This window comes from Halobacillus sp. AWM4_238, assembly GCF_056158265.1.
The window spans coordinates 2,824,733-2,848,352 of record NZ_JBSWSY010000002.1 but is presented as its reverse complement, the minus strand read 5'-3'; the positions used below and the strand labels follow the sequence as shown (position 1 = coordinate 2,848,352).

19 protein-coding genes are annotated in these 23,620 nt (G+C 43.9%); 16 read left to right on the top strand and 3 right to left on the bottom strand.

Annotated elements, in window-relative coordinates; translation table 11 throughout:
• The first annotated feature begins 19 nt into the window (after window positions 1-19).
• From ACXACN_RS14175 to ACXACN_RS14160, 4 genes are all read left to right on the top strand, one after another.
• Entirely contained in the window at window positions 20-1,507 is a 1,488-nt protein-coding gene (locus tag ACXACN_RS14175; RefSeq protein WP_474965327.1) for a glutamate synthase subunit beta, read from the top strand.
• Window positions 1,508-1,952: 445 nt separating this feature from the next.
• Window positions 1,953-3,143: an IS110 family RNA-guided transposase gene (locus ACXACN_RS14170; RefSeq protein WP_474965326.1), complete on the top strand. Its 1,191-nt coding sequence runs from the start codon at window positions 1,953-1,955 to the stop codon at window positions 3,141-3,143.
• Window positions 3,144-3,928: 785 nt separating this feature from the next.
• Window positions 3,929-5,965: a catalase gene (locus ACXACN_RS14165; RefSeq protein WP_474965324.1), complete on the top strand. Its 2,037-nt coding sequence runs from the start codon at window positions 3,929-3,931 to the stop codon at window positions 5,963-5,965.
• Between the two features lie 999 nt (window positions 5,966-6,964).
• Window positions 6,965-8,314 (top strand): dipeptidase, encoded by a 1,350-nt coding sequence (locus ACXACN_RS14160; protein WP_474965323.1) that lies wholly within the window; start codon window positions 6,965-6,967, stop codon window positions 8,312-8,314.
• Between the two features lie 25 nt (window positions 8,315-8,339).
• Here the strand turns inward: ACXACN_RS14160 and ACXACN_RS14155 are convergent, their stop codons facing one another.
• On the bottom strand, window positions 8,340-8,975 hold the full coding sequence (locus ACXACN_RS14155; RefSeq protein WP_474965322.1) for a GrpB family protein: 636 nt from the start codon (window positions 8,973-8,975) through the stop codon (window positions 8,340-8,342).
• A 110-nt stretch (window positions 8,976-9,085) separates the two neighbouring features.
• Between ACXACN_RS14155 and ACXACN_RS14150 the strand changes: the two genes are divergently transcribed.
• The 5 genes from ACXACN_RS14150 to ACXACN_RS14130 are packed head-to-tail and all read left to right on the top strand — an operon-like array spanning window position 9,086 to window position 14,028.
• Window positions 9,086-10,015, top strand: a complete 930-nt coding sequence (locus ACXACN_RS14150) for a hypothetical protein (protein ID WP_474965321.1) — start codon at window positions 9,086-9,088, stop codon at window positions 10,013-10,015.
• A gap of 15 nt (window positions 10,016-10,030) precedes the next feature.
• Window positions 10,031-10,669: a DUF4129 domain-containing protein gene (locus ACXACN_RS14145; protein ID WP_474965319.1), complete on the top strand. Its 639-nt coding sequence runs from the start codon at window positions 10,031-10,033 to the stop codon at window positions 10,667-10,669.
• Window positions 10,666-11,793 (top strand): DUF4350 domain-containing protein, encoded by a 1,128-nt coding sequence (locus tag ACXACN_RS14140; protein ID WP_474965317.1) that lies wholly within the window; start codon window positions 10,666-10,668, stop codon window positions 11,791-11,793. Before ACXACN_RS14145 ends, ACXACN_RS14140 begins: the two co-directional genes overlap by 4 nt.
• Window positions 11,790-12,719, top strand: coding sequence for an AAA family ATPase (locus ACXACN_RS14135; RefSeq protein ID WP_474965315.1), 930 nt, complete (start codon window positions 11,790-11,792; stop codon window positions 12,717-12,719). Before ACXACN_RS14140 ends, ACXACN_RS14135 begins: the two co-directional genes overlap by 4 nt.
• Window positions 12,670-14,028, top strand: coding sequence for a DUF58 domain-containing protein (locus tag ACXACN_RS14130; RefSeq protein ID WP_474965313.1), 1,359 nt, complete (start codon window positions 12,670-12,672; stop codon window positions 14,026-14,028). The genes ACXACN_RS14135 and ACXACN_RS14130 overlap by 50 nt, the downstream gene beginning before the upstream one ends.
• Here the strand turns inward: ACXACN_RS14130 and ACXACN_RS14125 are convergent.
• Complete coding sequence (locus tag ACXACN_RS14125; protein ID WP_474965312.1) at window positions 14,006-14,980, bottom strand: stage II sporulation protein M; 975 nt, start codon at window positions 14,978-14,980, stop codon at window positions 14,006-14,008. The genes ACXACN_RS14130 and ACXACN_RS14125 overlap by 23 nt on opposite strands.
• A 92-nt stretch (window positions 14,981-15,072) precedes the next feature.
• Here ACXACN_RS14125 and ACXACN_RS14120 point away from each other — a divergent pair, with 92 nt between their 5' ends.
• Window positions 15,073-15,867, top strand: coding sequence for an RDD family protein (locus ACXACN_RS14120; protein ID WP_474965310.1), 795 nt, complete (start codon window positions 15,073-15,075; stop codon window positions 15,865-15,867).
• 101 nt (window positions 15,868-15,968) lie between these two features.
• On the opposite strand, the gene ACXACN_RS14115 is transcribed toward ACXACN_RS14120, so the two are convergent.
• Complete coding sequence (locus tag ACXACN_RS14115) at window positions 15,969-16,133, bottom strand: hypothetical protein (protein ID WP_474965309.1); 165 nt, start codon at window positions 16,131-16,133, stop codon at window positions 15,969-15,971.
• A 452-nt stretch (window positions 16,134-16,585) separates the two neighbouring features.
• Here ACXACN_RS14115 and ACXACN_RS14110 point away from each other — a divergent pair, with 452 nt between their 5' ends.
• The 6 genes from ACXACN_RS14110 to ACXACN_RS14085 all read left to right on the top strand — a co-directional run bounded on the left by ACXACN_RS14110 (window position 16,586) and on the right by ACXACN_RS14085 (window position 23,294).
• A complete protein-coding gene (locus ACXACN_RS14110) occupies window positions 16,586-17,776 on the top strand; it encodes a carboxylate--amine ligase (protein ID WP_474965308.1) in 1,191 nt (396 codons plus the stop codon).
• A 122-nt stretch (window positions 17,777-17,898) separates the two neighbouring features.
• A complete protein-coding gene (locus ACXACN_RS14105; protein ID WP_474965306.1) occupies window positions 17,899-19,446 on the top strand; it encodes a Mur ligase family protein in 1,548 nt (515 codons plus the stop codon).
• Between the two features lie 48 nt (window positions 19,447-19,494).
• Entirely contained in the window at window positions 19,495-20,205 is a 711-nt protein-coding gene (gene cuyB, locus ACXACN_RS14100) for a cysteate racemase (RefSeq protein ID WP_474965305.1), read from the top strand.
• A gap of 59 nt (window positions 20,206-20,264) precedes the next feature.
• Window positions 20,265-20,546, top strand: a complete 282-nt coding sequence (locus ACXACN_RS14095; RefSeq protein ID WP_474965303.1) for a hypothetical protein — start codon at window positions 20,265-20,267, stop codon at window positions 20,544-20,546.
• Between the two features lie 448 nt (window positions 20,547-20,994).
• A complete protein-coding gene (ftsX, locus tag ACXACN_RS14090; protein ID WP_474965302.1) occupies window positions 20,995-21,888 on the top strand; it encodes a permease-like cell division protein FtsX in 894 nt (297 codons plus the stop codon).
• Window positions 21,889-21,941: 53 nt separating this feature from the next.
• On the top strand, window positions 21,942-23,294 hold the full coding sequence (locus ACXACN_RS14085) for a murein hydrolase activator EnvC family protein (RefSeq protein ID WP_474965301.1): 1,353 nt from the start codon (window positions 21,942-21,944) through the stop codon (window positions 23,292-23,294).
• Window positions 23,295-23,620 lie beyond the last annotated feature (326 nt).

Here is a 23,620-nt window from a genome sequence, read left to right as displayed (position 1 = left end):
CGGAGAAGGGGGAGATCTGATGGGTAAGTCTACTGGATTTATGGAATACACACGCCAATCCACACCTGAGCGCGATCCTGAAACAAGAATAAAAGATTGGGAAGATTACACGCTTCCCCTGTCAGATGAAGAAGCACAAAAGCAAGGGGCACGCTGCATGGACTGCGGCGTTCCTACTTGCCACTCCGGAATGGAGATCAACGGCATTACGAGCGGTTGCCCGGTCTATCACCTGATACCTGAATGGAACGACCTTGTATATCAGGGGAAATGGAAGGAAGCCCTTGCCAAAGAACATGAAATGAACAACTTCCCGGAGTTCACTGGTTTCGCCTGTCCTGCACCATGTGAAGGAGCTTGTGTTCTAGGGATCAATGAACCACCGGTAGCCATTCGCAGTGTAGAAAGATCGATCATAGAAAAAGGCTTTGAGGAAGGCTGGGTGAAGCCTGAACCTCCAGCTTATCGTACAGGTAAAAAAGTAGCGGTTGTCGGTTCAGGGCCTGCAGGTCTTGCAGCAGCCGCACAGCTGAACAAAGCAGGCCACTGGGTGACAGTTTATGAGCGAAACGACCGCGTCGGTGGATTGCTTACTTATGGAATCCCTGAGATGAAGCTGCCTTATTCCGTGGTCGAACGCCGCGTAAACATTTTGAAAGAGGAAGGCATCCAGTTCATGACGAACACAGAAGTTGGTCGTGATTATCCTGTATCCCGATTAAATGAAGAGTACGACACAGTCATTCTTTGTGGGGGAGCGACAACGCCAAGGAATCTCGAAGTAGATGGACGCAACTTGAAAGGCATCCACTATGCGATGGACTTCCTACACTCCAACACGAAGAGCCTTCTTGATTCCGATCATGAAGACGGAAACTATATTAGTGCAAAAGATAAAAATGTCATCGTCATTGGTGGCGGGGACACAGGAACGGACTGTATGGCGACTTCAATGCGCCATGGCTGTAAGACCTTGACTCAATTTGATATTTACGATAAAAAAAGTTCCACACGTGACAACGAAGTAAACCCTTGGCCTCAGTACCCAATCATCCACCGCGTGGAGTATGGCCAGAAGGAAGCGGAAGCGACATTCAATAAAGACCCACGTGCTTATGCGGTCATGACGAAAAAATTCGTCGGAGATGAAAACAACCGTATTACAGAAGTACACACGATTGATGTCGCGCTTTCTTACGATGAAAATGGCAACAAAGTCCGTACTGAAATTCCAGGTACAGAAAAAGTATGGGAAGCAGATCTTGTATTGCTCGCGATTGGTTTCAGTGGACCAGAACAAGATCTTATTGAAAAACTAGGCATCGAAACGACTGTACGTTCAAATGTTGCTGCCCAGTACGGGAAGTACACAACGAACGTTGAGGGCGTATTCGCTGCTGGAGACATGCGTCGCGGCCAAAGCTTAATTGTCTGGGCCATTAATGAAGGACGCGAAGTCGCACGCGAATGCGACCGCTACATGATGGGAGCATCTCAGCTGCCATAAATAGAATGAACCCTTTTAGCCACCTCCGAAACGGAGGTGGCTTTTTATGTTTAGCACCTTAAACACATGATCCGTTTACTAAAAGAGTTATTCAACAATATGGCAGGATTGTGGAAGACTCAGTTTCGAGATGTTTCGGGGTTCGTTGCTGAGTTGAGCGTCAGGGGTGGTTGGGAAGCCACTCGCTCGTATATTATAGTTACCAGATTGTTTCTGGTGGACCTCACTATCTTCATACAAGGTATAATGAGGGCAATCAGATGGAGGTGTCGACACCTCGCTTGAAGCCACGTCTTCGTAGGAAAGTATGACACCTCCCTCTTTACAGGATGATCCGAATAAGCTGGATGACACATTGTTGTCGTATATCTAACGAGCCTGGATACTTGTAAAGATACGGAGGAACTCTCTCATCTGGTAATTATTACAGGGCAGGTGGATTTGCTTGAATTATCTCGGTATTGATATTGGAAAACAGAATCATGAGGCTGGGTTAATTGATGAACATGGTCAAGCCATAGGTAAAACCGTGCGTTTCTCCAATTCCAGATCAGGGAGTGACAAACTTCTAAAGTTCTTAAATCAACATGAGATCACACCAGACAATTGCGCATGCGGACTTGAGGCTACAGGGCATTATTGGTTATCCGTGTTTTCATTCTTACATAAGCTTGGATTTAAAGTGACCTCGTTCAATCCTCTACAATCCGATGCCTTACGCAATTTTTATATTCGAAAGACGAAAACAGATGTACAGGATGCATACCTCATCGCTCAGGTTATCCGAATTGATAACCCCGCAGCTACTCCATTTATTGAAGATGACCTTCTTCAGTTAAAGCACTTGGAGCGACTTCGATACTCCTTAGTAGATCAAAGTTCAGATATCAAACGAAAGATTATTTCTCTACTGGATCAGGTATTTCCGGAGTATGAACGGTTGTTTTCTGATATTTTCGGTGTATCCTCTACCGAAGTTCTCCTTCATTATCCATTACCTGAAGACCTTCTATCCATTGATACAAAAAGGCTCGCTGAGCTCCTAAATCAAGCCAGTAAAGGAAGATATGGCGAGAGAAGAGCTCATGAAAAGGCGGATCAATTGAAAGAAAAAGCACAAGAAAGTTTCGGAATATCCATAGGTGGTGAAGCTTTTCGGATGCAGATTCACCTTCTTCTTGAACAACTATCCCTGTTAGACAGACAAATCAGCGAGATAGAAACATCGCTCACAGAGCTTTCGAATCGTCAGGACCACTACTTAACCACAATTATAGGGATTAGTGATGTTCTGGCGGCAGCTATATTAGGGGAGATTGGTTCCGTTGACCGTTTTGAACGTCCTGAACAACTCGTTGCCTACGCAGGCCTAGATGTTTCAGTACACCAATCAGGCAACTTCCAAGGCAACAAAATGAAGATATCAAAGAGAGGGTCTCCATATCTCCGTCGTGCCATATGGCAAGCTGCATTTGTCGCTAGCTTTCAAGATCCCGCTTTATCTCAGCACTATAAGAAACTAAGAAATCGTGGGAAAGCTCACGGAACAGCTGTGGGAGCTGTAGCCCGTAAGCTGACTCACATTATTTTTGCGATATTAAGGGATAAGAAGCCTTACGAACCTCGCCCAAATTAATGCCATATCAGTAAAGGGCTAGAAGCTTTTAAATTCCTCTTCCACGAGGTTTATTTGGCATGGACAGAATGCTTCATAAAGAATAATGAAGTTTCACTTTCCAAACTTGACTTTTTATAGCTGGTCTTTCCTGTGGGGGAGTGGCGAGCTTCCTCGGGCGGTCTGCCGCACTAAGGGATCTCGCCGATCTCCTTTCTCCCACGGGAGTCTCGCAGCTTCCCAACCACCCCATTCGATATTGTGAGAAACGAACCCACCTACACAAATGGAGCATTTTCCATTAACACTGCTTTCCAGTAAAAAAAGCGCTTCATAGCAAGCGTTAAAGTACAGAGGACTGCTTGTTTTTAGTTGGATTCACGAACTTACATTACGCTGGACAGCTGCTTATTCTGGAAGTAGTTTCGAGATACTTATATGGCAAAGGGGCGGAGGGGAATGGCGAGACTCCTGCGGGAAAAAAGTGCATGGTGAGACCCCACAGGACGCAGTCCGAGGAGGCTCACCGCGCTCCCGCGGAAAGCGAGTCATTCCCCGCAGCCCCTAGATCCTCACACAAACATCTCGAAACTGAGTCTTCAAGAAAAGGGAGCTTTTACGGAATTGTTACTATAAGAACGTACGTTAAAGAATTAGAGCTTCTTCGTTGTTTACGAACACCTTCCGACAAAATACTTTTTTAGAAAAACAATGGTGTGTTTATTCTGTCGAATCGTTGGGTACGTAGATTGTAATGTTTATTTATTACATTCCATTCTAAGGAGTGGTTTTCAAGGAGGAGCTCAATGAGTAATAAAAGATCAAGTAAAGATGAGCAGTTGGATCAGTTTCGGGTAGATGACTCAGGAAAACATATGACGACCAACATGGGAGTTAAAGTGTCAGAAGATGAATTCTCACTGAAAGCCGGTGAGCGTGGTCCAACTTTGATGGAAGACTTTTATTTTCGCGAAAAAATGACGCACTTCGACCATGAGCGTATTCCTGAGCGTATCGTTCACGCAAGAGGCTTTTCTGCGCATGGCGAATTTCAATTATATGAATCTCTTGAGAAATATACCAAGGCTGATTTTCTGAATGATACATCAAAAACAACGCCGACATTTGTAAGATTTTCAACGGTTGCTGGATCCAAAGGTTCTGCAGAAACTGTACGTGATGCACGAGGTTTTGCAACGAAATTTTACACAGAAGAAGGAAACTATGATCTAGTCGGAAATAACATACCTGTATTTTTTATCCAAGACGCTATCAAATTTCCTGATCTTGTCCATGCAGTTAAACCTGAACCACATAATGCTATGCCTCAAGCGGCTTCTGCTCATGATACGTTCTGGGACTTCGTTGGACAAAACCAGGAGTCTGCTCACATGGTCATGTGGACGATGTCTGACCGTGCCATCCCTAGAAGTCTCCGAATGATGGAAGGCTTTGGTGTTCATACGTTCCGGCTAGTAAACAAAGAAGGAAAAGCGCACTTCGTCAAATTCCATTGGAAGCCTGTTCTTGGTACGCACTCTCTTGTGTGGGATGAAGCTCAAAAAATTAATGGTAAAGACCCGGATTTCCATAGAGGAGATCTTTATAATTCTATTGAAAATGGTGATTATCCTGAGTATGAGCTTGGAATTCAAGTAATTCCTGAAGAGGATGAGTTCAAATTCGATTTCGATATTCTTGACCCAACGAAGTTGTGGCCGGAAGAAGATGTTCCTGTTCAAATCGTTGGAAAAATGACATTGAACCGAAATGTGGATAACGTGTTTGCGGAGAATGAACAAGTGGCATATCACCCAGGCAACGTTGTTCCTGGCATCGACTTTACGAATGACCCATTGTTGCAAGGACGTCTGCACTCTTACACAGATACCCAACTGATCCGTCTTGGAGGACCGAACTTCCATGAGCTTCCAATCAACCGTCCCGTCTGTCCGTTTTTCAATAACCAAAGAGACGGTTACGGACGTCAGACAATTAATCGAGGGCAAGTCAGCTATCATAAAAATGCTCTAGCTAAAAACACACCAACGCCTGCAAGTGAAGAAGAAGGCGGTTATACTCATTATCAAGAAAGAGTGGATGGACACAAAATCCGCGCCCGCAGCAATAGTTTTAAAGATCACTTTTCGCAGGCTACATTATTCTGGAACAGTATGAGTGATCATGAAAAAGAACATTTGATTCAAGCATTCAGCTTTGAGCTTGGAAAAGTAGAGAATGAATACGTCCGTGAAGAGGTTGTCAAAATGTTTTCCAATGTTAGCCTAGAGCTTGCTCAAGGATTTGCTAAGAACATTGGTGTCACTCCTCCGGAAAGCGGTGGATCAGACGTGAAGAAATCTTCTCCTGCACTCAGTCAGGCGAACACCGTTCATAAAACTTCTACTCGTAAAGTAGGAGTCATATTAGCCAACGGATTCAAAGGAAAGGACGTCAATCAAGCACTTGAGAAGCTTTCTTCAGAAGGAATCGCAACAGAAATCATTAGCGACAAGCAAGGAAAAGTCATAGGGGATGACCGGTCAGAATTGAAAGTCGATCACACCTTCCTAACGACTGATTCTGTTTTATATGACGCGCTCTATGCAATCGGAGGAAGCAACGAGGAAGAAGCGTTCAAAAAACACGCCTCTCATTTCCTTAACGAAGCATTTTCGCACTACAAACCGCTTGGTGCTACCCACAATGCTGTTCAGTGGTTGAGTGATAACAAGCTCGCTGACCACAGAGGGGTTGTGTCTGGCGATGATGTCGACGGATTCACCGAAGAGTTCATACAGGCAGTTGCTGCCCACCGTCATTGGGACCGTCAACTGATATAAATAAAAATTCCGCTGCCTTCCCTAAGGCAGCGGAATTTTTTATACATGTTATACGAACTTTGACTTGTAAGGGTAAAAGGGACGATTTTTCGTATCGTTTGTTTAAAATGCGTGATGATAAGGGAAAAGATGAATAAATACGAAAAGATGAAGAGGTGAATCCATGATTCGTACAATCTTAATGATCATCGGTTTAATTGTTGTGATTAGCTTCATTATTTCCCTGCTATAATAGAAATTTATTTAGATGAAACGAAAGTGACCAGTAATCAAATGCTGGTCATTTTTATATTTATGGTTATGAATAAGCAAATCATTAAAGTATATGGCAGGTTTCTATAAGACTCGATTTCGAGATGTTTTTTGAGTGGATGGGGGCTGCGGGGAATAGCTCGCTTTCCGCGGGAGCGCGGTGAGCCTCCTCAGGCTAACGCCTTGCGGGGTCTCACCAAGCACTTTTTTCCCGCAGGAGTCTCCCCATTCCCCTCCGCCCCTTTACCATGGAAGATTCTCGAAATCACTTCTGAAAGAATCAGCTTGTATGATTGAATAAAGATGAGAATGTTCACCTCCTGACGTCGGGTATTCAGGACCTAAAAGCTCGATATATAGCGCTTCATGCCTGCGTAGGAGGGAAGAGTTTCCTCTACTACATTGGTGTTAGGTATAATGAATAAAACCCTCTACTCCTTGTAGATAATAGCAGCTTATCACGGATGTAGTTTCGAGACACTCTTATGGTCAAGGGGCGGAGGGAAACGGTGAGACTCCTATGGGACGTGTGGGACAGGTGAGACCCCGGAAGGCGTAGCCTGAGGAGGCTCACCGCCCGCCCCATGGAAAGCGAACTGTTTCCCGGAGCCCCTAAACTCTTACAAACATCTCGAAACTGAGTCTTCAAGAAAAGTGAGCTATTGTGGAATGGAAGAGTTGTCTGTGTTTCAGCCATTGAGGAAATTTCGGTATAATGAAAGCAAATGAATACAAGGAGGACAAAAGGTGAAAGAAGCAGTCGAGTTACATAAAGAACAATTTATCGAAGAACTGAAACAGTATTTAAGCATACCAAGCATATCGTCCTTGTCTAAGCATAAAGCTGATGTCAAAGAGGCCGCGGATTGGACAGCCAGTGCCTTGGAAGAAGCGGGCATGGAGAATGTGGAGGTCATCCCAACAGAGGGACATCCGATTGTTTATGCGGATTGGCTTCATGCAGAAGGAAAGCCGACCGTTCTTGTGTACGGCCACTATGACGTCCAGCCAGAAGATCCGCTTGATTTATGGGAAACCCCTCCCTTTGAACCGGTGATCAGAGACGGGAAGATTTTCGCACGTGGAGCTACAGATGATAAAGGTCAGCTATTTATCCATATCAAAGCTGTCGACCTTCTCATGAAAGAGAAGGGAGAGCTTCCGGTCAATGTGAAGTTTGTTATTGAGGGAGAAGAAGAAATTGCAAGCCCGAATCTTGGTCCGTTCATTAATGAAAATGCGGATCAACTAGCTTGTGATGCGGTAGTCATCAGTGATACGTCCTTTAGTGAAAAAGGACAACCAGCCATCTGTACATCTTTACGTGGGGCTTTGGCTATGGAAATGACCGTCACAACAGCCAATTCCGATTTACATTCGGGTGCCTACGGCGGAGGTGTTCCAAATTCGATTCATGCCCTCGTCCAGTTGTTGGATTCCCTGCATGAAGAAAATGGCCGTATTGCCGTTGAAGGTTTTTATCAGGGTGTCCCGGAGCCAACAGAAGCGTTAAGGAAAGAAGTAGCAGAAGTCCCCTTCAATGAAGAACGTACAAAGCAGGACCTTGAACTGGACGAACTTTTCGGAGAGGAAGGGTTCACTTTTCAGGAGAGAATCGGTATTAGGCCGACGCTTGAAATCAATGGAATAACAGGAGGATTTCAAGGGGAAGGGTTGAAAACGATTGTTCCAAAAGAAGCGAGTGCGAAGATCAGTTGCCGTCTAGTTGGGGAGCAGGATCCCCAGGCAGTTTTTGAGGCGATTCAACGGCATGTAAACGAAAATCGACCAGTTGGGGCGAACGTTAACCTGCATCAGTATATTAAAGCAGATCCTGTCGCGATTGATTCAAGGAATCTTTATATTCAAAAAGCAGCAGATGCATTTGAAAGTGTGTATGATGTGCGGCCACACTTTCCGAAAGAGGGTGGATCGATTCCGATCGTTGAAGTATTCGGTCGTGTGTTAGACGCCCCCGTCGTTTTGATGGGCTTTGGCCTCCCGACGGAAAACCTGCATGCACCAAATGAACATTTTCATCTTGAGAATTTCACTAAGGGAATCGAAACGGTTTGTAAATACTTTCAAGAGTTATAAAGGAAAAAGGCTGAGAATAAGGTTCTCAGCCTTTTTTATGTGCAAGATCAAGAATTGACTGGATGAACGGACCTTTTTTTTCTGTATAGACAGAGCGTTCTTCCTTGAAAGTTTCAGCCAACTCTTTTTTTAGAGATTCGTAGGCTTTTGCGTATTCTTGGTTGGTACGTAAGGCGTCACGGAATGTGATTTTTTCCTCCCACTCCGACCCTTTCCATTCACAGACGTGCAGGTGGATGGTGTTGTGCGAAGCAGTCTCTTTTTTGAAAAAGCGTCTTGTTTTTAATTCAGGTTTCGGAACATATTCGTACCCCATCTGTGAAAGGGGGCGAATGTAGCGTGTGAATTCATCCAGATCCCCCACTCCTAATAACATATCTATAATTGGCTTTGCGGCCAGGTGTGGAACAGAAGTGCTTCCGATGTGTTCGATGGGAAGGGTTGCATCATCCAGTTTTTGCAGAATGGCTTCTTTCTCTTTCTGGAATGTTTCAGTCCATTCGTGTTGATAAGGGGAAAGCTGAACGTGATTTTTAAGCTTACGTTTGTCGCAGGAGAAGCAGGTTAAGGTTTTGTCTACCAACAAGACCCCGTTCAAGAACCCGTTTTCGCAATAGATTGTAGTGCCGCATTGGGCACAGATGCCAGCCTTTTCGTGCATGACGGTCACCTCTTCTACTTTTTAGATTTTGGATAAGTCTGTCTTTTTTTGTCAAAACAAAACGTTAAAATGTTAGAATAGTAGCAAGATACCTGTTTAGGAGGATGATGATGGAACAACTACAGACAAAGCCGAAGACGTTTGGCGAGATCCTTGATCATACATTCAGTATATCAAAGAAAAATTTCGGTCCTTTATTCCTTACACTACTTATTATTTTTGCGCCGCTCTACATAATTGATTACTTGTTCATGATACTGAGTGGGATCAGTTTGTTCCGCGAGCCGTCAGGAGGAGGATTCGCCGAAGGGGTGCTGAACAACCTGGATACCGCAGCAGCCACCCAGGAGCTTGTTGCAGCAAATCTTGGCATTGGTATGGAAATGTTGTATTTACTTGTTTCTACTATTCTTGCCATTATTATCTTTCCAATGGCCCAGGCATCAGTCATAGTGGCGACAAGCAAAGCGCTTAAGGAAGAAACGTGGTCGAAGGGTCAAGCGATTAAAGGAGCGTTCTCAAGGTTTTGGCCTCTGATTGGAAGCACAGCCTTGATGGGAATCATATTCGGAATCTCTATCTTTATCGGTTTTCTTCTTTTCGGTATTTTAGGAGGCATCAGTTTTGCGAGGGATGGCTTTGGGGTTGGTTTTATCATGTCAATCATCCTGGGGCTGTTGTTTTTCTCTGCGGTCGCTTTCTTTGTGACCAAACTGAGCATGTTCTTTGGAGCGATCGTCTTCCAAAAAGTAGCCCCTGGCTTTTCAAAAAGTTGGCAGATGACGAAAGGGCGCTTCTGGTCGACCTTCGGGTTGTTCGTCGTCTTTTTCATCATTACCATCTTGCTTACGTCTGTCATGGAAGGGGTCTCAGTCCTTCTCTTAGGAGGCAGTCTTCTCGGTCGTGTGCTGACAGACCTTGCTTCCATCATTACGACTTTGTTTATGATGGTCGGTTATACGGTTTTGTTTTTTGATTTGAAAACAAGGAACGAAGCGGATGATTTGAAAGATATGATTGCTTCTTACAAAGAATCATGAACGTAGGTGAATCATATGAGCCGATCAAATGAAGGAAAAGAGCAACTGAAGGAAATACTTGAGCGTCCAGAGTATCAAGCCTATGAGCAGGAACCTCTTACGGCAAGTGAACGTCTTATGGATGTTATCGCCCGATGGGTAAAAGACATGCTAGAAACATGGTTTCCCAATCTCCAAGTCTCTGATTCAGTCATCAATGGTTGGATCTATTTCTTCGGTTTCATCGGAATCGGCATTCTGTTGTTTCTGGTCACTAAACTTACACGACGACTCTCTGGTGAAAAGAAATGGTCAGAAAAGCGTACGTTCAGCATAACTTCCGACTTGTCCTGGTCATCGGAAGAGCATGTACAGGAAGCGGATGTGAGAGCTGCAGAAGGCCATTTTTCTGAAGCAGCCCGACATCTATTCCTTGGAATGCTGCTAGATTTTGATGCGCGAAACCTCGTCGAGGTGAAAGCATGGAAAACGAACGGAGACTATGAAAAAGAACTGCAAGATTCTGACCATGAGATCATTGCTGACTTTTCCATTCTTGCAGAGATCTTTGATCAAACCACCTATGGGAATCGAACACTCCAGAAAGAAGAGTTTGATGAATTTCGTTTCCGGGCGCTTCAGTGGATGGATCAAGAAGGGAGGAGAAACGTGTGACCTCTACGAAAAAAACATGGGTTTGGATTGGGGTCACCTTTGCTCTCCTTGCAGCCGTTCTCTACTGGTTGTCCAGTGGTCGGCCGGAAGCGTACCCTCCGTATCGATCTGAATCCCCTTCACAGACAGGAGTCAAAGGCTACTATACCCTTCTTGATGAACAAGGGGAGGAACCATCACGATGGGACAGCCACCCGAGTCGCTTACCGGAAACAAGTAGACGACAGACCCTTTTGATGATCGAACCATTTTCTACTGTCAGTGGAGCTGAGATGGAAAAGTATGAAGAGTGGATGGAAGAAGGGAATACCATCTGGCTGATGAAAAATAATCCTGTCGGCTATTTTGATACCCAAGTAGAATATGGTGTCTTCTCTCCAGGTGAAACAATGGTGGAAGATGATCGTGGTCGTACATACACCGTAGAGGTCCAACATGAGCATCGATTAAAGACAAAGGATCCTGATCATGTCCTTTTGAGCGATTCTCAAGGGGTGCTGGCCTTTAAACGCCCTTATGGGGACGGTGTGCTGATCGTAGGGATGAATCCGGACTGGTTCACCAATGGAAAGATTACGGAACGGGAACATTATGAAGTGATTTCGTCACTATTAACTTCAGAAGTTGAGGGTAGCCGGATATGGTTTGATGAATACATCCATGGCCAGGACGGTTTTTTTGCGGGGATGGACGTATATCCGAAGTGGCTGATTGTCTTCGGCGTTCAGCTTGCTTTGTTCATGCTTTTCTTTTTATGGATGCAGGGAAAACGGTTCGGTCCCTCGTTCATGCCGAGAGAAGCGGTTGTCCGATTCGGGGACGAACGGTTACATGCTCTTGCAGCCTGGTACCGGAAAGGTGAGTTTTACAGAGAGGCGTTAGCAATCCAGGAATCCTACATTCGAAAGCTTTTACAGGAGCGGTTCGGCGTATCTTCTCATGCGTCTTGGCAAGAGATCCGTCACACGCTATCCTATCGATTGCCAGATCAGGATTTTGAGAATTGGGAGAAATGGACGAAAAACGTGGAGTCGTTGGATAACAAAACCGACGTTGATAAAAAAGCTTTTTTAAATGGGGCGCATACATTCGATCAGATGAGGAAAGAGGTGCAAAGGTCATGAATGAAAATTTATCTGCATTGATACAAGCCTATGAACAGAGAGTTTATGGGCAGTCCGGGAATGTCCGTTTGATGCTGGCATCTGTTCTTGTGGGTGGGCATGTGTTATTGGAGGGTGTTCCTGGTACAGGAAAAACTAAAATGGTAAGAACGTTAGCAAATCTCCTTGGAGGTGACTTCAAGCGCATTCAGTTCACGCCGGACCTTCTACCGAGTGATATTACTGGTAGCATGATCTACAACATGAAAACGGGTGAATTTGAGACGATGAAAGGTCCTGTGTTTACGAATGTTCTGCTTGCTGATGAAATTAACCGGACACCTGCGAAAACACAAGCCGCCTTGCTAGAAGCAATGGAAGAAAAGCAGATGACCATTCAGGGTGAGACGTATTCGCTACCGGCGCCTTTTTTCGTTGTCGCGACCCAAAACCCGGTAGAATTTGAAGGGACTTATCCACTACCGGAAGCGCAGCAGGATCGTTTTTTGTTCAAATTACATATTGATTTTCCGTCTATGGAAGAAGAAGTAGCCGTGCTGAAGAAGATGATGGTTCCAGGACAAGAAGGGGAAGCTGTACAACCGCTATTGACGGTTGAAGAGTTCAATGGGATCAGTGAAGAGATCACAGGCGTCACAATGACCGATGAAATGTATGGTTACATTATGTCGATCGTACGCAAGACGCGTGAAACGGAAGCGGTCCGCCATGGTGCAAGTACGCGGGCGGGCATCTCTATCGCGAAGGCTGCGAAAGCATGGGCATACTTGGAGTCACGGGAGTACGTTACCCCGGATGATGTTAAAAAGGTGGCGATTCCCTCCTTGAGACATCGGGTGATTTTAGCGCCACACATGGAACTGGAGGGAGTGACCCATGACCAAATCATTCAAGAACTTGTGGGATCAGTTCCTGTTCCGCGATAGCGGGATTGTTCCAACGAAGCGTCTCCTGGTGCTTCTCTTCTTCTTATCGCTTGTATTGATCCTGCTCACCTGGGCAGGCAGTTCCTGGGCTTTCACCATTGCTACGAATGGGGCGGTTCTAGTATTGAGTTTGATGGACCTTACCTTTTCCCCTAAAAGAAAAGACCTCCAAATTCAACGGGTAATAAATGGAGAATTGGAGCGGGGAAATGAAAACGAGGCCACTGTTGTGATCAGAAATTCTTCAAACAAAAGGATGAAGGTGGAAGTTGTCGATCACTTTCCCCAATCATTCAGCCAACCTTTTCCCTTGATAAAAGAAATAGAGGGAAATGAAGAAGCGCACGTCACGTTTTCTTTTCACGCTGAGCAACGCGGAGACTACTTACTTCCTCACCTTCATATCCGCTATTGTTCCCGCTTCGGTTTATGGGAGAAACAGATGAAAGTGGAGCAATTTGAAAACATCCGGATTATTCCAGATCTCACAGAAAGCAGAAACTTCCTTGAGGACGCGCAGCGTTTTCTTCTTTACGAAGGAACGCGATTGAAGAAACGTCAGGTGGGTGCAGGAGAGTTCAGTAAAATCCGGTCGTATGTGGTGGGGGATGACATCCGTAAAATCAATTGGAGACAAACCGCAAAGGTGCAGAACCTGATGACCAACGAGTATGAACCAGAGCATGGAAAGTTTGTCACTTTATTGATCGACTGTGGGCGGATGATGGGCGTCGAGCTAGAGGAAAATAACCGCTTGGAAAAGTCACTGGAAGCTGCGTTGACAGTGGCGACCGCTGCTTTGAAAAGGGGCGATTACGTGGCGGTTCTAGCATTTTCAAAGCACGTTCACGTGTATGTTCCGCCTGCAAAAGGGATGGCTCATATGCAAACCATCCTGAAACAGATATATAACTTGAAAGTGGAAGGGTATGAATCAAACTATACGGCCGTGTTCCAACACCTGCAGAAGGTGCAAAACAGAAGGAGTCTTCTATTATTGTTCAGTGATGTGAGCACCTTTCTATACGAAGAAGCAGCGCTGCATTACTTGCAACGATTGCGGCGCTCGCATCTGTTTTTAATGATCGGGATTGAGGACAGAGTCATCGATTCCCAGACGAAGCGGGCCCCGGAGGATGTACAATCCACACTAGTGAAAACCATGGCCCAAAAGCATGTATTGGATAAAGAACAGGAATTGAAAAAGTGGGAACGACAAGGGCTCCAAATGATAGAGGCACCGGAAGAGGAACTTGCGACGGCAGCTGTTTCCCACTACATCAATATTATGAATCGAGGGCTTCTTTAGATTTTCCTGCATTGATTTTTCCAACGACTACGTAGGCTAGAAGCCCGAGAACAGTAATGAAGGCAAACGAATATTTCGCCTCAAGAGATAAGGTTGATGGGGTGATGTAACCTTCTACAATCCCTGCGATTATAAAGAGCGGAATTGTTCCAATCAACAACAGAACGGATTGATAGGCATAGGTTTTTAATTGATAGCTGCGCGTTCGTTTGCCGGGAACCCAGAGTTTATAGCCCATTAAAAGACCTGCCCCGCCTGCAATGAAAATGGCGGTCAGTTCAATGATTCCGTGTGGGACGATGTAGGCCCAGAAGTCATACGATTTTTCATGCACCATGAACAAGGCAGCCAGGGCACCGACGATGATTCCGTTGTAAACCAGAAGGTAAACAGTCAACACCCCGAAGGTCACGCCCCCTGCAAAAGCTAGAAAGGCAACTTGTATATTATTGGTCATAATCTCTGCTGACATGACCGGTGAATTCACTCCTCCATCTTGTGTTCCGAGTCGGCTCGGATCGACGGCTTGAGAGATGGAATCGGGCAAAATTGTGTAAAGACTCATCGGATCTTGGTAGACAGCTAGAAAAGCGGCTAGACCACCAAAAAAGAATAAAAGCATGCTGATGACCACGAATTTCCATTGCTCTCCAATGAGCGTGATGAATGAACTTCCGAACATTTGCCTAAGTTGTTTCCAGTTGGAGGTACTTTCCTGGTACAGCATGTTATGTGCTTTTGTCACGAGGTCGTTTAAGTAATCCGTCGTTTCTTCTTCTGAAAAATAGGTTTGACTGTATGCCAGGTGCTGGGTGACTTTTTGGTAAAGTCGCTGAAACTCTTCTAAATGTTTCGGAGTCCATTGCTGTCTGTTCTTATGTAGCAACTGAATCAGTTCTTCTAAACGTTTCCACTCTTCACGGTGGCGTTGGACGAAAGATCGATAGTTCATAGTTTCACCTGCAATACGGGAATTTTTTACATTCTATATCTATTATAGAAAAACGAAAGACATATGGGAACCCATAAAGAAGGAGGAAGAAGATGGAGGAAAGGTGGAGTGTAAAGACCCCGGAACATGTGACTTTGAATTTTCAGCTGGCAGGCTTAGGAAGCAGGGGAGCGGCTCAAATGGTCGACGCCATTCTTTTAGGCCTCTTATATAGCGGAATGATTGCGATCCTCATCTTCTCAGAAGCACATGTGGACTTCATGATGGAAGGCCGTGGGTGGCTGATTGCATTTGTCATTCTCATCTTATTTGGCATTCAGTGGGGCTATTTCTTTTTATTCGAATGGTTCAGCGGAGGACAAACTCCAGGAAAAATGATGCTGGGGCTTCGTGTTGTTAAAGAGGATGGAGGAAAAGCAACGGTTCTGTCCATATTGATACGAAATTTATTAAGAATTATCGATATGCTGCCATTTTATTATCTTATAGGCATGTTGATGGTTTTCTTCCATCCCCAGCACAAAAGGCTGGGAGATCTTGTGGGAGGCACGATCGTCATCCACGAACGGAAAAAACAACGTTCGAAAAAGAAACAGACACTCGTAGAAAAAGAAATCGAAAACCGTGCCTTGAAGCCCCATCATGGAGTGATTGGTACCTGGCAAAGGCAAAACGTTACGAAAAAAGATTGGGACCTTTTGAAAACCTATGTATATCGGTACCCGACGTTAAAACCTGCAGAAAAAAGCACCATGACCAAAGAAGTAGCGGAAATCCTTCTGCCCAAACTTGGGCTGGAGGCTGGAACGGAGAGTGAAGACGAATTAACCACTCGACTTTATGCTGCTTTTATAGAGTTAAGAGAAGAATGGGAAATCCAGTTATAACAGCCGTTTTTCTCAGGGGAAAGCGGCTCTTTGTTAAGGTTTATACTCATATAAAAAGAAGGTGGCTCCTGCTTGTGCAGGGCCACCTTCTTTTTTAGCATTTATTTGAACGTCTGATGACTGAAGTCGACCTCAGCAGGAACTTGTTCTTGTTGAAGCGTAGGATTCTGGATATTCTTAAAGCGACGGGCAACTTTATCAACGGCATATAAAACAAGGAACGTAAGCAAAACGGTCAAAGACAACACATAAAGAGATGTAAGCATGAGCTATTATCCCCTTTCCTCTTCATATTTTCAGGTTTGAACAAACATAACCTTCTCCCATGGATCAGCCCGTTTATTCGCCTTTATTTTATTAAATCCTTGTATATAATACCAAATTCTACACTGAAGTAAATATATTTACGTAAATTCTTTTCTATTCTTCTAAATCCTTATCTATACACATGGGTGCAAGGTTAAATCAGCATAAAAAGAAGGTTCAGACTCCGATCGGAAGCAAGGACTTTTCAATCATCACCTTGTTAAACGGAGTCACCCCTTGTCCTTAGATATCCTCTGATAGTTCGGGCTAAGCGAAGAGGGTTTACGTTTTGTTAGGTACCTGTTTGTGGTAAAATAGATATGTTTACATATAGAAAGAAAGCAACCAAAATAAATACGTGTTCTATATAATTTTTCAAGTACAATTCAACAGATGGAAAAGGGGATATCTCATGGCGAATAAAGCGGTTGTTCTAGGAGCGAACTATTATATTGGACTGAGTACGATCAGATGTCTAGGCATTCATAATGTTCATGTTGCAGCAGTGGACTATGACTGGGAAGGTGCCTATGGGCTTGAGTCCAAGTATTGTTCAGAAGCATTGATTGGCCCTCATTATAAGGAAGATCCAGAAGGTCTGAAGACGTTCTTGATTGACTATGCCAAAAAACAAGACGAGGTCCCTGTGCTTATACCGACAGCCGATCCGTATGTGGAATTCGTGGATGAATATCTACTGCAATTAAAGGAATATTTCCTTATTCCTCAAACGGAACAAGGGTTATATACTAAGATAATGGACAAGGGTACCCTCCACACGCTTGCATCCCAGCATGGTGTAGCTGTTCCGGAAACGGTCCAAGTGGATGATGAGAATCTTGTAGAAAGAGTCGAAAAGGAAATCCAATACCCTTGTCTTGTGAAGCCGGTTGATTCACCAGCTTTTGTATCGAAATTTAGAAGGAAGCTTTTCAAAGTTCACAATAAAGAAGAACTGCTCGAGAAGGTGGAACAAGCGAAAGAAGCAAGTATTGAAGTGATCGTTCAGCGGATCATACCTGGTTTTGATGACCATATGTACACGTTTGATGCATATTTGGATCAAAACTCCAAGGTGACGCATTGGGTAACTTGCCAGAAACTTCGCCAATTCCCTGTGAATTACGGGGCATCTGTATATACCCAGCAAAAATATGTCCCGGAGCTTTATGACCTTGGGGCGAAGTTTTTAGAAGGAATCGGATATAAAGGTTTCGCTGAAATTGAATTTAAAAAGGACTCCGAAACCGGCGAATACTATTTAATTGAAATCAATGTGCGTATTACAAATCTGAACCACCTATTGCAGAAGACAGGCATCAATATCCCTTATATCACTTATAAAGAGTTGACTGGGGATCCAGTCGCACCAAAAGCTGTGGAAGAGGATCAGAACCTTGTTTTCTGGTATGCCTATGAGGACCTTCTGGCTGTCAGGGAATATATCAAAACCGGACAACTCTCTCCTCAGAAAGTCTTGAAGTCATATTTCAGACCGAAAGCCCACGCGATTTGGGACCCGAAAGATCCCAAACCAGCGTTCTCCTTTGGAAAGAAATTGGCGACTCTTGTGGTAAACAAAGTGACAAAGAAAAACAGGTAACCATGGTGATGAGAATATAGATGGTGGACCGTAGGAAAAGCTAACCAGTAATCGAACTATATAGGACGGAACGAAGTTGAACTCAAAGGACCGGAAAAACAACGCAGGGAAGGTAGATAAGAATGGCTAAATTAAAAGAATTGCTATCATTCATTAATGTCATCGGATCATGGAATGATAGGGACTTGGACGTCCGAGGACTCGCATATAATTCAAGAAACGTAGAACAGGGAGATGTGTTTGTCTGTATTAAAGGGTTCAAGACAGACGGGCACAGGTACGTAGCGGAAGCCGTTAATAATGGAGCGGCTGCCATTGTGGTCGAGGATCACCAATCTGGATGGGATGATCTTCCGCAATATCAAGTCAAAGACAGTCGTCGTGCTCTAGCTGCACTGAGCGATGCTTTTTACAGTCATCCCTCAAGAGCTATGAAGACCATTGGAATTACAGCGACAAATGGGAAAACGTCCACTTCATTCATGACTGATGCCATTCTGGAAGAGCATGGCCTTAAAACAGGCTTGATTGGTACGGTCGTGGTCAAATTTGGCGACTACTCTGAACCTACAAAATTGACGACACCTGAATCCCTCGACCTGCACCACTATTTCGCTCAAATGAGAGACCAGGATGTATCTCACGTCACGATGGAAGTTTCCTCTTCAGCCTTGGATTTAAGTAGAGTCGGAAGTGTAGACTTTGATATCGTTACATTAAATAATATAAGCCGAGAGCATATCGATCTGCATGGTTCTTTTGAAGAATATTTCAACAGTAAAGCAAGCCTGATTCGTAATGCGGGTGAAGATAAATGGGCGATTCTGAATCTTGATGATTCGTATTCGGCTTCATTGGTTGACGAAACGAAAGCCAACTTGCTTACATTCAGTGTAGAAACTGGAGACGGAGATTTGGTATGTAAAGACTTGGACCTTACCACAGGAAGGGCGAAGTTTACGGTGGAAATACGCAAGCCATTTACTGTAGAGGGGACAACCTATGAGCCGCAGGAGTTCTCAATTGAACTTTCTACTCCAGGGTTTCACTCTGTGTACAACTCCATGGTAGCGATCGCTGTAGGGCTGTTGAATGAGGTACCGATTCCAACAATTCAAGCCGGACTAAAAGGGTTCGGTGGTGTTGAGCGGCGCTTTGAAATGGTCTTTGAGGATGATATTAAAATTTTGGACGACCATTTTGCCAACTATGGAAATATCAACGTAACCTTAAATACATTGCAGCAAATGGAATACTCAAATCTAAAGCTCGTCTATGCGATACGTGGAAGTCGTGGGATTACAGTAAACAAAGAAAATGCGAAAGCTATTGTGGAATGGGCACCTAAATTGGGGCTGACAGAAGTCATCGCAACGCTCAGCCATTCCCATGTGGATGAAAAAGACCGGGTGACCGAAGAAGAGCTTCGTGTGTTTCAGGAAATGATGGAGGAAGCAGGTATCCGTGTAGACTTGTATAAAGAGTTGGATGATGCCATCCACCATGCGCTCTCAGAAGCAGAAAAAGACGATGTCGTTTTGTTAGCAGGATGCCAGGGGATGGACCCTGGAGCAAAAATTGCCCTGGAACAGTTGAACAAGACACGTCCGGAAATGGATGAAGAGAAATTGTTCAAGCCGTTGAAGAACAGAGTTGCAGGGATCCTCTGACTAAAATGTTTCAGCAAGAGACCGGTCCTTTCGTTAGGAGGAAAAACAGTGAATGATAAAATTATCGGCATTCTCGGGGGGATGGGACCTGAAGCAACGGCCGAATGTTATATGAAGATTATCCGAGCGACGAATGCAAGGAATGATCAAGAACATTATCGAGTGATTATAGATAGCAATGCGAAGATTCCTGACCGTACAGAAGCCATTTCAGGAAAAGGGGAGAATCCTGTTCCTGAAATGATTGATGCGGCTAAAAACTTAGAAAAACTTGACGTGGATGTGGCTTGCATTCCCTGTATGACCGCCCATTACTTTATCGAAGAGGTTCAAAAGGCTGTGTCATTCCCATTATTAAACGCTTTTCTGGAGTTGAAGAAGTACATCCAAAATCATTTTCCATCCGTTCAAAAAATCGGTGTGCTCGCTACTACCGGGACCCTGCAGACCGGACTTTTCAAAAAGTATTTTGATCATTTAGAAGTGATCGATCCCACACCTTATACACAAAATGATAAAGTGATGAGGGCTATCTATGGTGAAAATGGAATAAAAAGTGGGAACACAGATGGAGAACCTCTCCAACTACTGAAGGACGCTTCGCAAGAGCTGTTGGACAATGGGGCACAGTTGATTATCTCTGGCTGTACGGAAATTGGTCTCGTGCTGAAGCCTTATCACCTTCCTGTTCCTCTCATCGACCCTATGGAAGTCGTCGCAAACGTTGTTGTAAAAGAAACTGTTTATCAAAAGTCATGAAAAGCGAATCCCCTTCTTATATTTGTAACAAGCAACATTCTTCAGGAGGGGGTCGAATCATGGCTAAATGTGAGTTTGAGCAGTTTTTGTCAGAGTCCTTTAAAGAGGGCATATCTTTTCGGGAATTGAGGCTTTCGGAAAAAGAGGTATCTCACCTGAAGTCCCATTACCCTTCTGCCATCATTAGAAGGACGAGTGAAGTGAACGACGCTCTGAAAAAATCCTGGTATGAAGTCCAGCTATCACCAATCGGTAAAAAACCCGAAAGCCTGGACTCCATCCGTCAGGAAAATTTTCGGCTCAGGCGAGAGCTGGAAACCTTAAGGAAAATGAAAAAATAAGACAATTCCAACTGGATTGTCTTATTTTTTTGTCTACTTTTAGAATTTCAACCTACATTTTTTCTTCTCTTAGACGTTTCACATAGGATTTAGGGTGCGAATTTTGGTCTTATAAACCTACGACTTTATACACCGGGGCAGTTCTTCTATAGATCATATTTTGTCGATAGAAAAGGCAATTATAGGTGAGTTTTGTTACGATATGAAACATAAATGTAATAATAATTTGTCTTTATTTAGCGAATATCTTTGATATAATGAGGTAGGAAAATGCAACAGACGACTTAAAGTACATACAACAGTCAACATAGATTAACAAAATGAGAGTTTAGTAGGAAGTGATATAAATTGTTCGATCTGCATCACCGCAGTCTAGCACCTTATGTTCTGAGGAATTCTGTTCTATACGCCGGAGAGATTGAACAGAATACACGGGGTGACCAGCATAATGAAAATTAAAACTTTCGGTCGCCACGGTAAAGAAGGAGTAAAAAGCTTAACTAGAAACAGGTGGATGTCCATAGCGTCTATTTCTGCTGTGACTGTAACCTTGTTGCTGGTTGGAGTTTTTGCCACATTGCTGATGAACTTAAACGACTTTGCATCTCAGATCGAGGAAGATGTAGAAGTTCGTGTCTTTATAGAGCGAACGGCTGAAGATGATAGCCGTGAAGCTTTAAAGAACAAAATTGAAGAAGTATCGGCGGTTTCATCTGTTCAGTTCCAGTCTAAAGAAGAAGGATTGGATAAACTGATTGATAGTCTAGGCGATGATGGGGAAGTGTTTGAATCTCTGAAGGATGAGAACCCATTAAACGATGTCTATATCGTCAAAACAGATGATCCAGAAGATACGATAACTGTCGCACAGACGATTGAAGATTTTAATAGTGTCGCAAAGGTTGAATATGCCAAAGAAACCGTTCAGCGTCTTTTCAATGTTATGGATGTAGCTCGTAATGTAGGATATGCGGTAATCGCCGGTCTTCTATTCACAGCGATGTTCCTAATTGCGAATACTATTCGAATTACGATCGTTGCACGTAAGAGAGAAATTGAAATCATGAAAATGGTCGGAGCGACCAATTGGTTTATACGATGGCCATTTCTTTTCGAAGGTTTGCTGATTGGTATTCTGGGGGCACTGCTGCCTATTGCAGTCGTAGTGTTCGGTTATGATTACCTTTACACAGAAGTAACCACGAGATACCCTACACTATTCATTGAATTGCTACCCGTATACCCATTCGTGCTTAAAGTATCCGCACTGTTGATTCTGATGGGAATTGTCATTGGGCTATGGGGAAGTTTCACGTCCATTCGTAAGTATTTAAGAGTTTAAATCTATTGTTCTACCAAAAATAAAAAGGTAAGGATTCGGGGGAGGAAGAAAGTTTGAAGTTGAGAGTTTTAGTAGCCGCTCTGTCCGTCAGTCTTATTCTATCCGGTTTTCCACTCTATTCCCAGACAGTCAACGCGGAGACGAACCAGGAAAGACTAGAGGAAAACCGTTCGAAGCAATCTGAAATGGAAAAAGAAAAACAAAAGAAGCAGGAAGAGATTGATAAGCTTCAACAACAGCAGGAAGAAGTAAACGCAGAAATCGCACAGTTGGACAAGCAAGTCATGGAAACGATGAACAAGATTGAAACAAAAGATAATGAAATTGCCAAAACAGAAGAAAACATCGAGCAATTGAAAGCAGACATTGCTGCACTTGAAAAAAGAATTGCCGAACGAGATGAACTTCTAAAGGATCGCGTTAAATCCATGCATCAAAACGGTGGAGCGATTGATTACCTGGATGTTCTAATGGGCGCTGAAAGTTTCGGTAACTTTTTAGAGCGTGTCATGAGTTTGAACACCATCGCAACACAGGATAAGGAAATTCTAGAACAACATAAAGCAGATAAAGAAGAAGTAGAAAAGAAAAAAGCTCAGGTTGAAAATGAACTAGCAGCTTTAGAGCAAAAGCTGGAAGAGTTAGAAACTTTGAAAGCAGAACTTGATCAGAAAAAGCAAAAAAAGAACCAATTGATGGAGAGTCTCGAAAGAGATGAAGAACTCGCGCATAACCATGTGATGGATATTGAAGAGGAACAGGAAACCCTTGCTGCGCAGGAAGCTGCAATTCAGAAGGAAATTGAACGTGAACGTGAAAGAAAGCGTAAAGCGGAAGAAGAAGCTAGAAAGAGAGCAGCTGAAAAAGAAGCTGCAGAAAAGAAAGCAAGTGTATCAAACACGAGCAGCAGTAATTCAAGCTCAGATTCAAGCTCGGATTCAAGCTCGGATTCAAGCTCTTCCAGTCAATCTTCCTCCTCAAATAGTGGAGCTCTATTCAGCTGGCCAGCAAGTGCACCAGCTACATCAGAATACGACCGTAATCGAATACACCCGATTACAGGGGTGCCGAAATTACACTCAGGAATTGATTTAGCTGCTGGAGGAACGATTCCGATTCGTGCGTCGGCAGACGGAACAGTCATCCGTGCCAATTATTCATCAAGCTACGGAAATGTTGTCATGATCTCCCATCGTATCAATGGACAAACGTTCACTACGGTATATGCTCACTTGAGAAGTACGCCTGCCGTCTCTGCTGGACAGTCTGTATCTAGAGGCCAGTTCCTTGGAAATATGGGTAGCACTGGGGCTTCAACAGGTCAACACCTTCATTTTGAAATCCATGAAGGAAGCTGGAATGGAGCACGTTCTAATTCTGTAAACCCACGTAAGTACTTGCCATAAAAATAGTAATGATAAACAAACCGGTGGAAAATCTTTACGATTTTCCACCGGTTTTTGTTTTGATCATCTCAACTGTGAGGTTGTCGCTAGCACATTAAGGAAAGCTGTACGGCATTTTATAAGTACTGAAAACCTTATGTGAAAAAACATTTGGTTCTTAAATTTCTAGGTGTTGTTAGAAACATATGCACCCTCTTGTGTACGTATTCAGCCGATTCAACCATTATCTGTACGCTCTATAGTCTATAGGTGGTCGAGAAAGCCAATCACTTTCATTACATGTGGTTATTATATGGATAAGCAGATAAAAGTGCTAACGACTTATT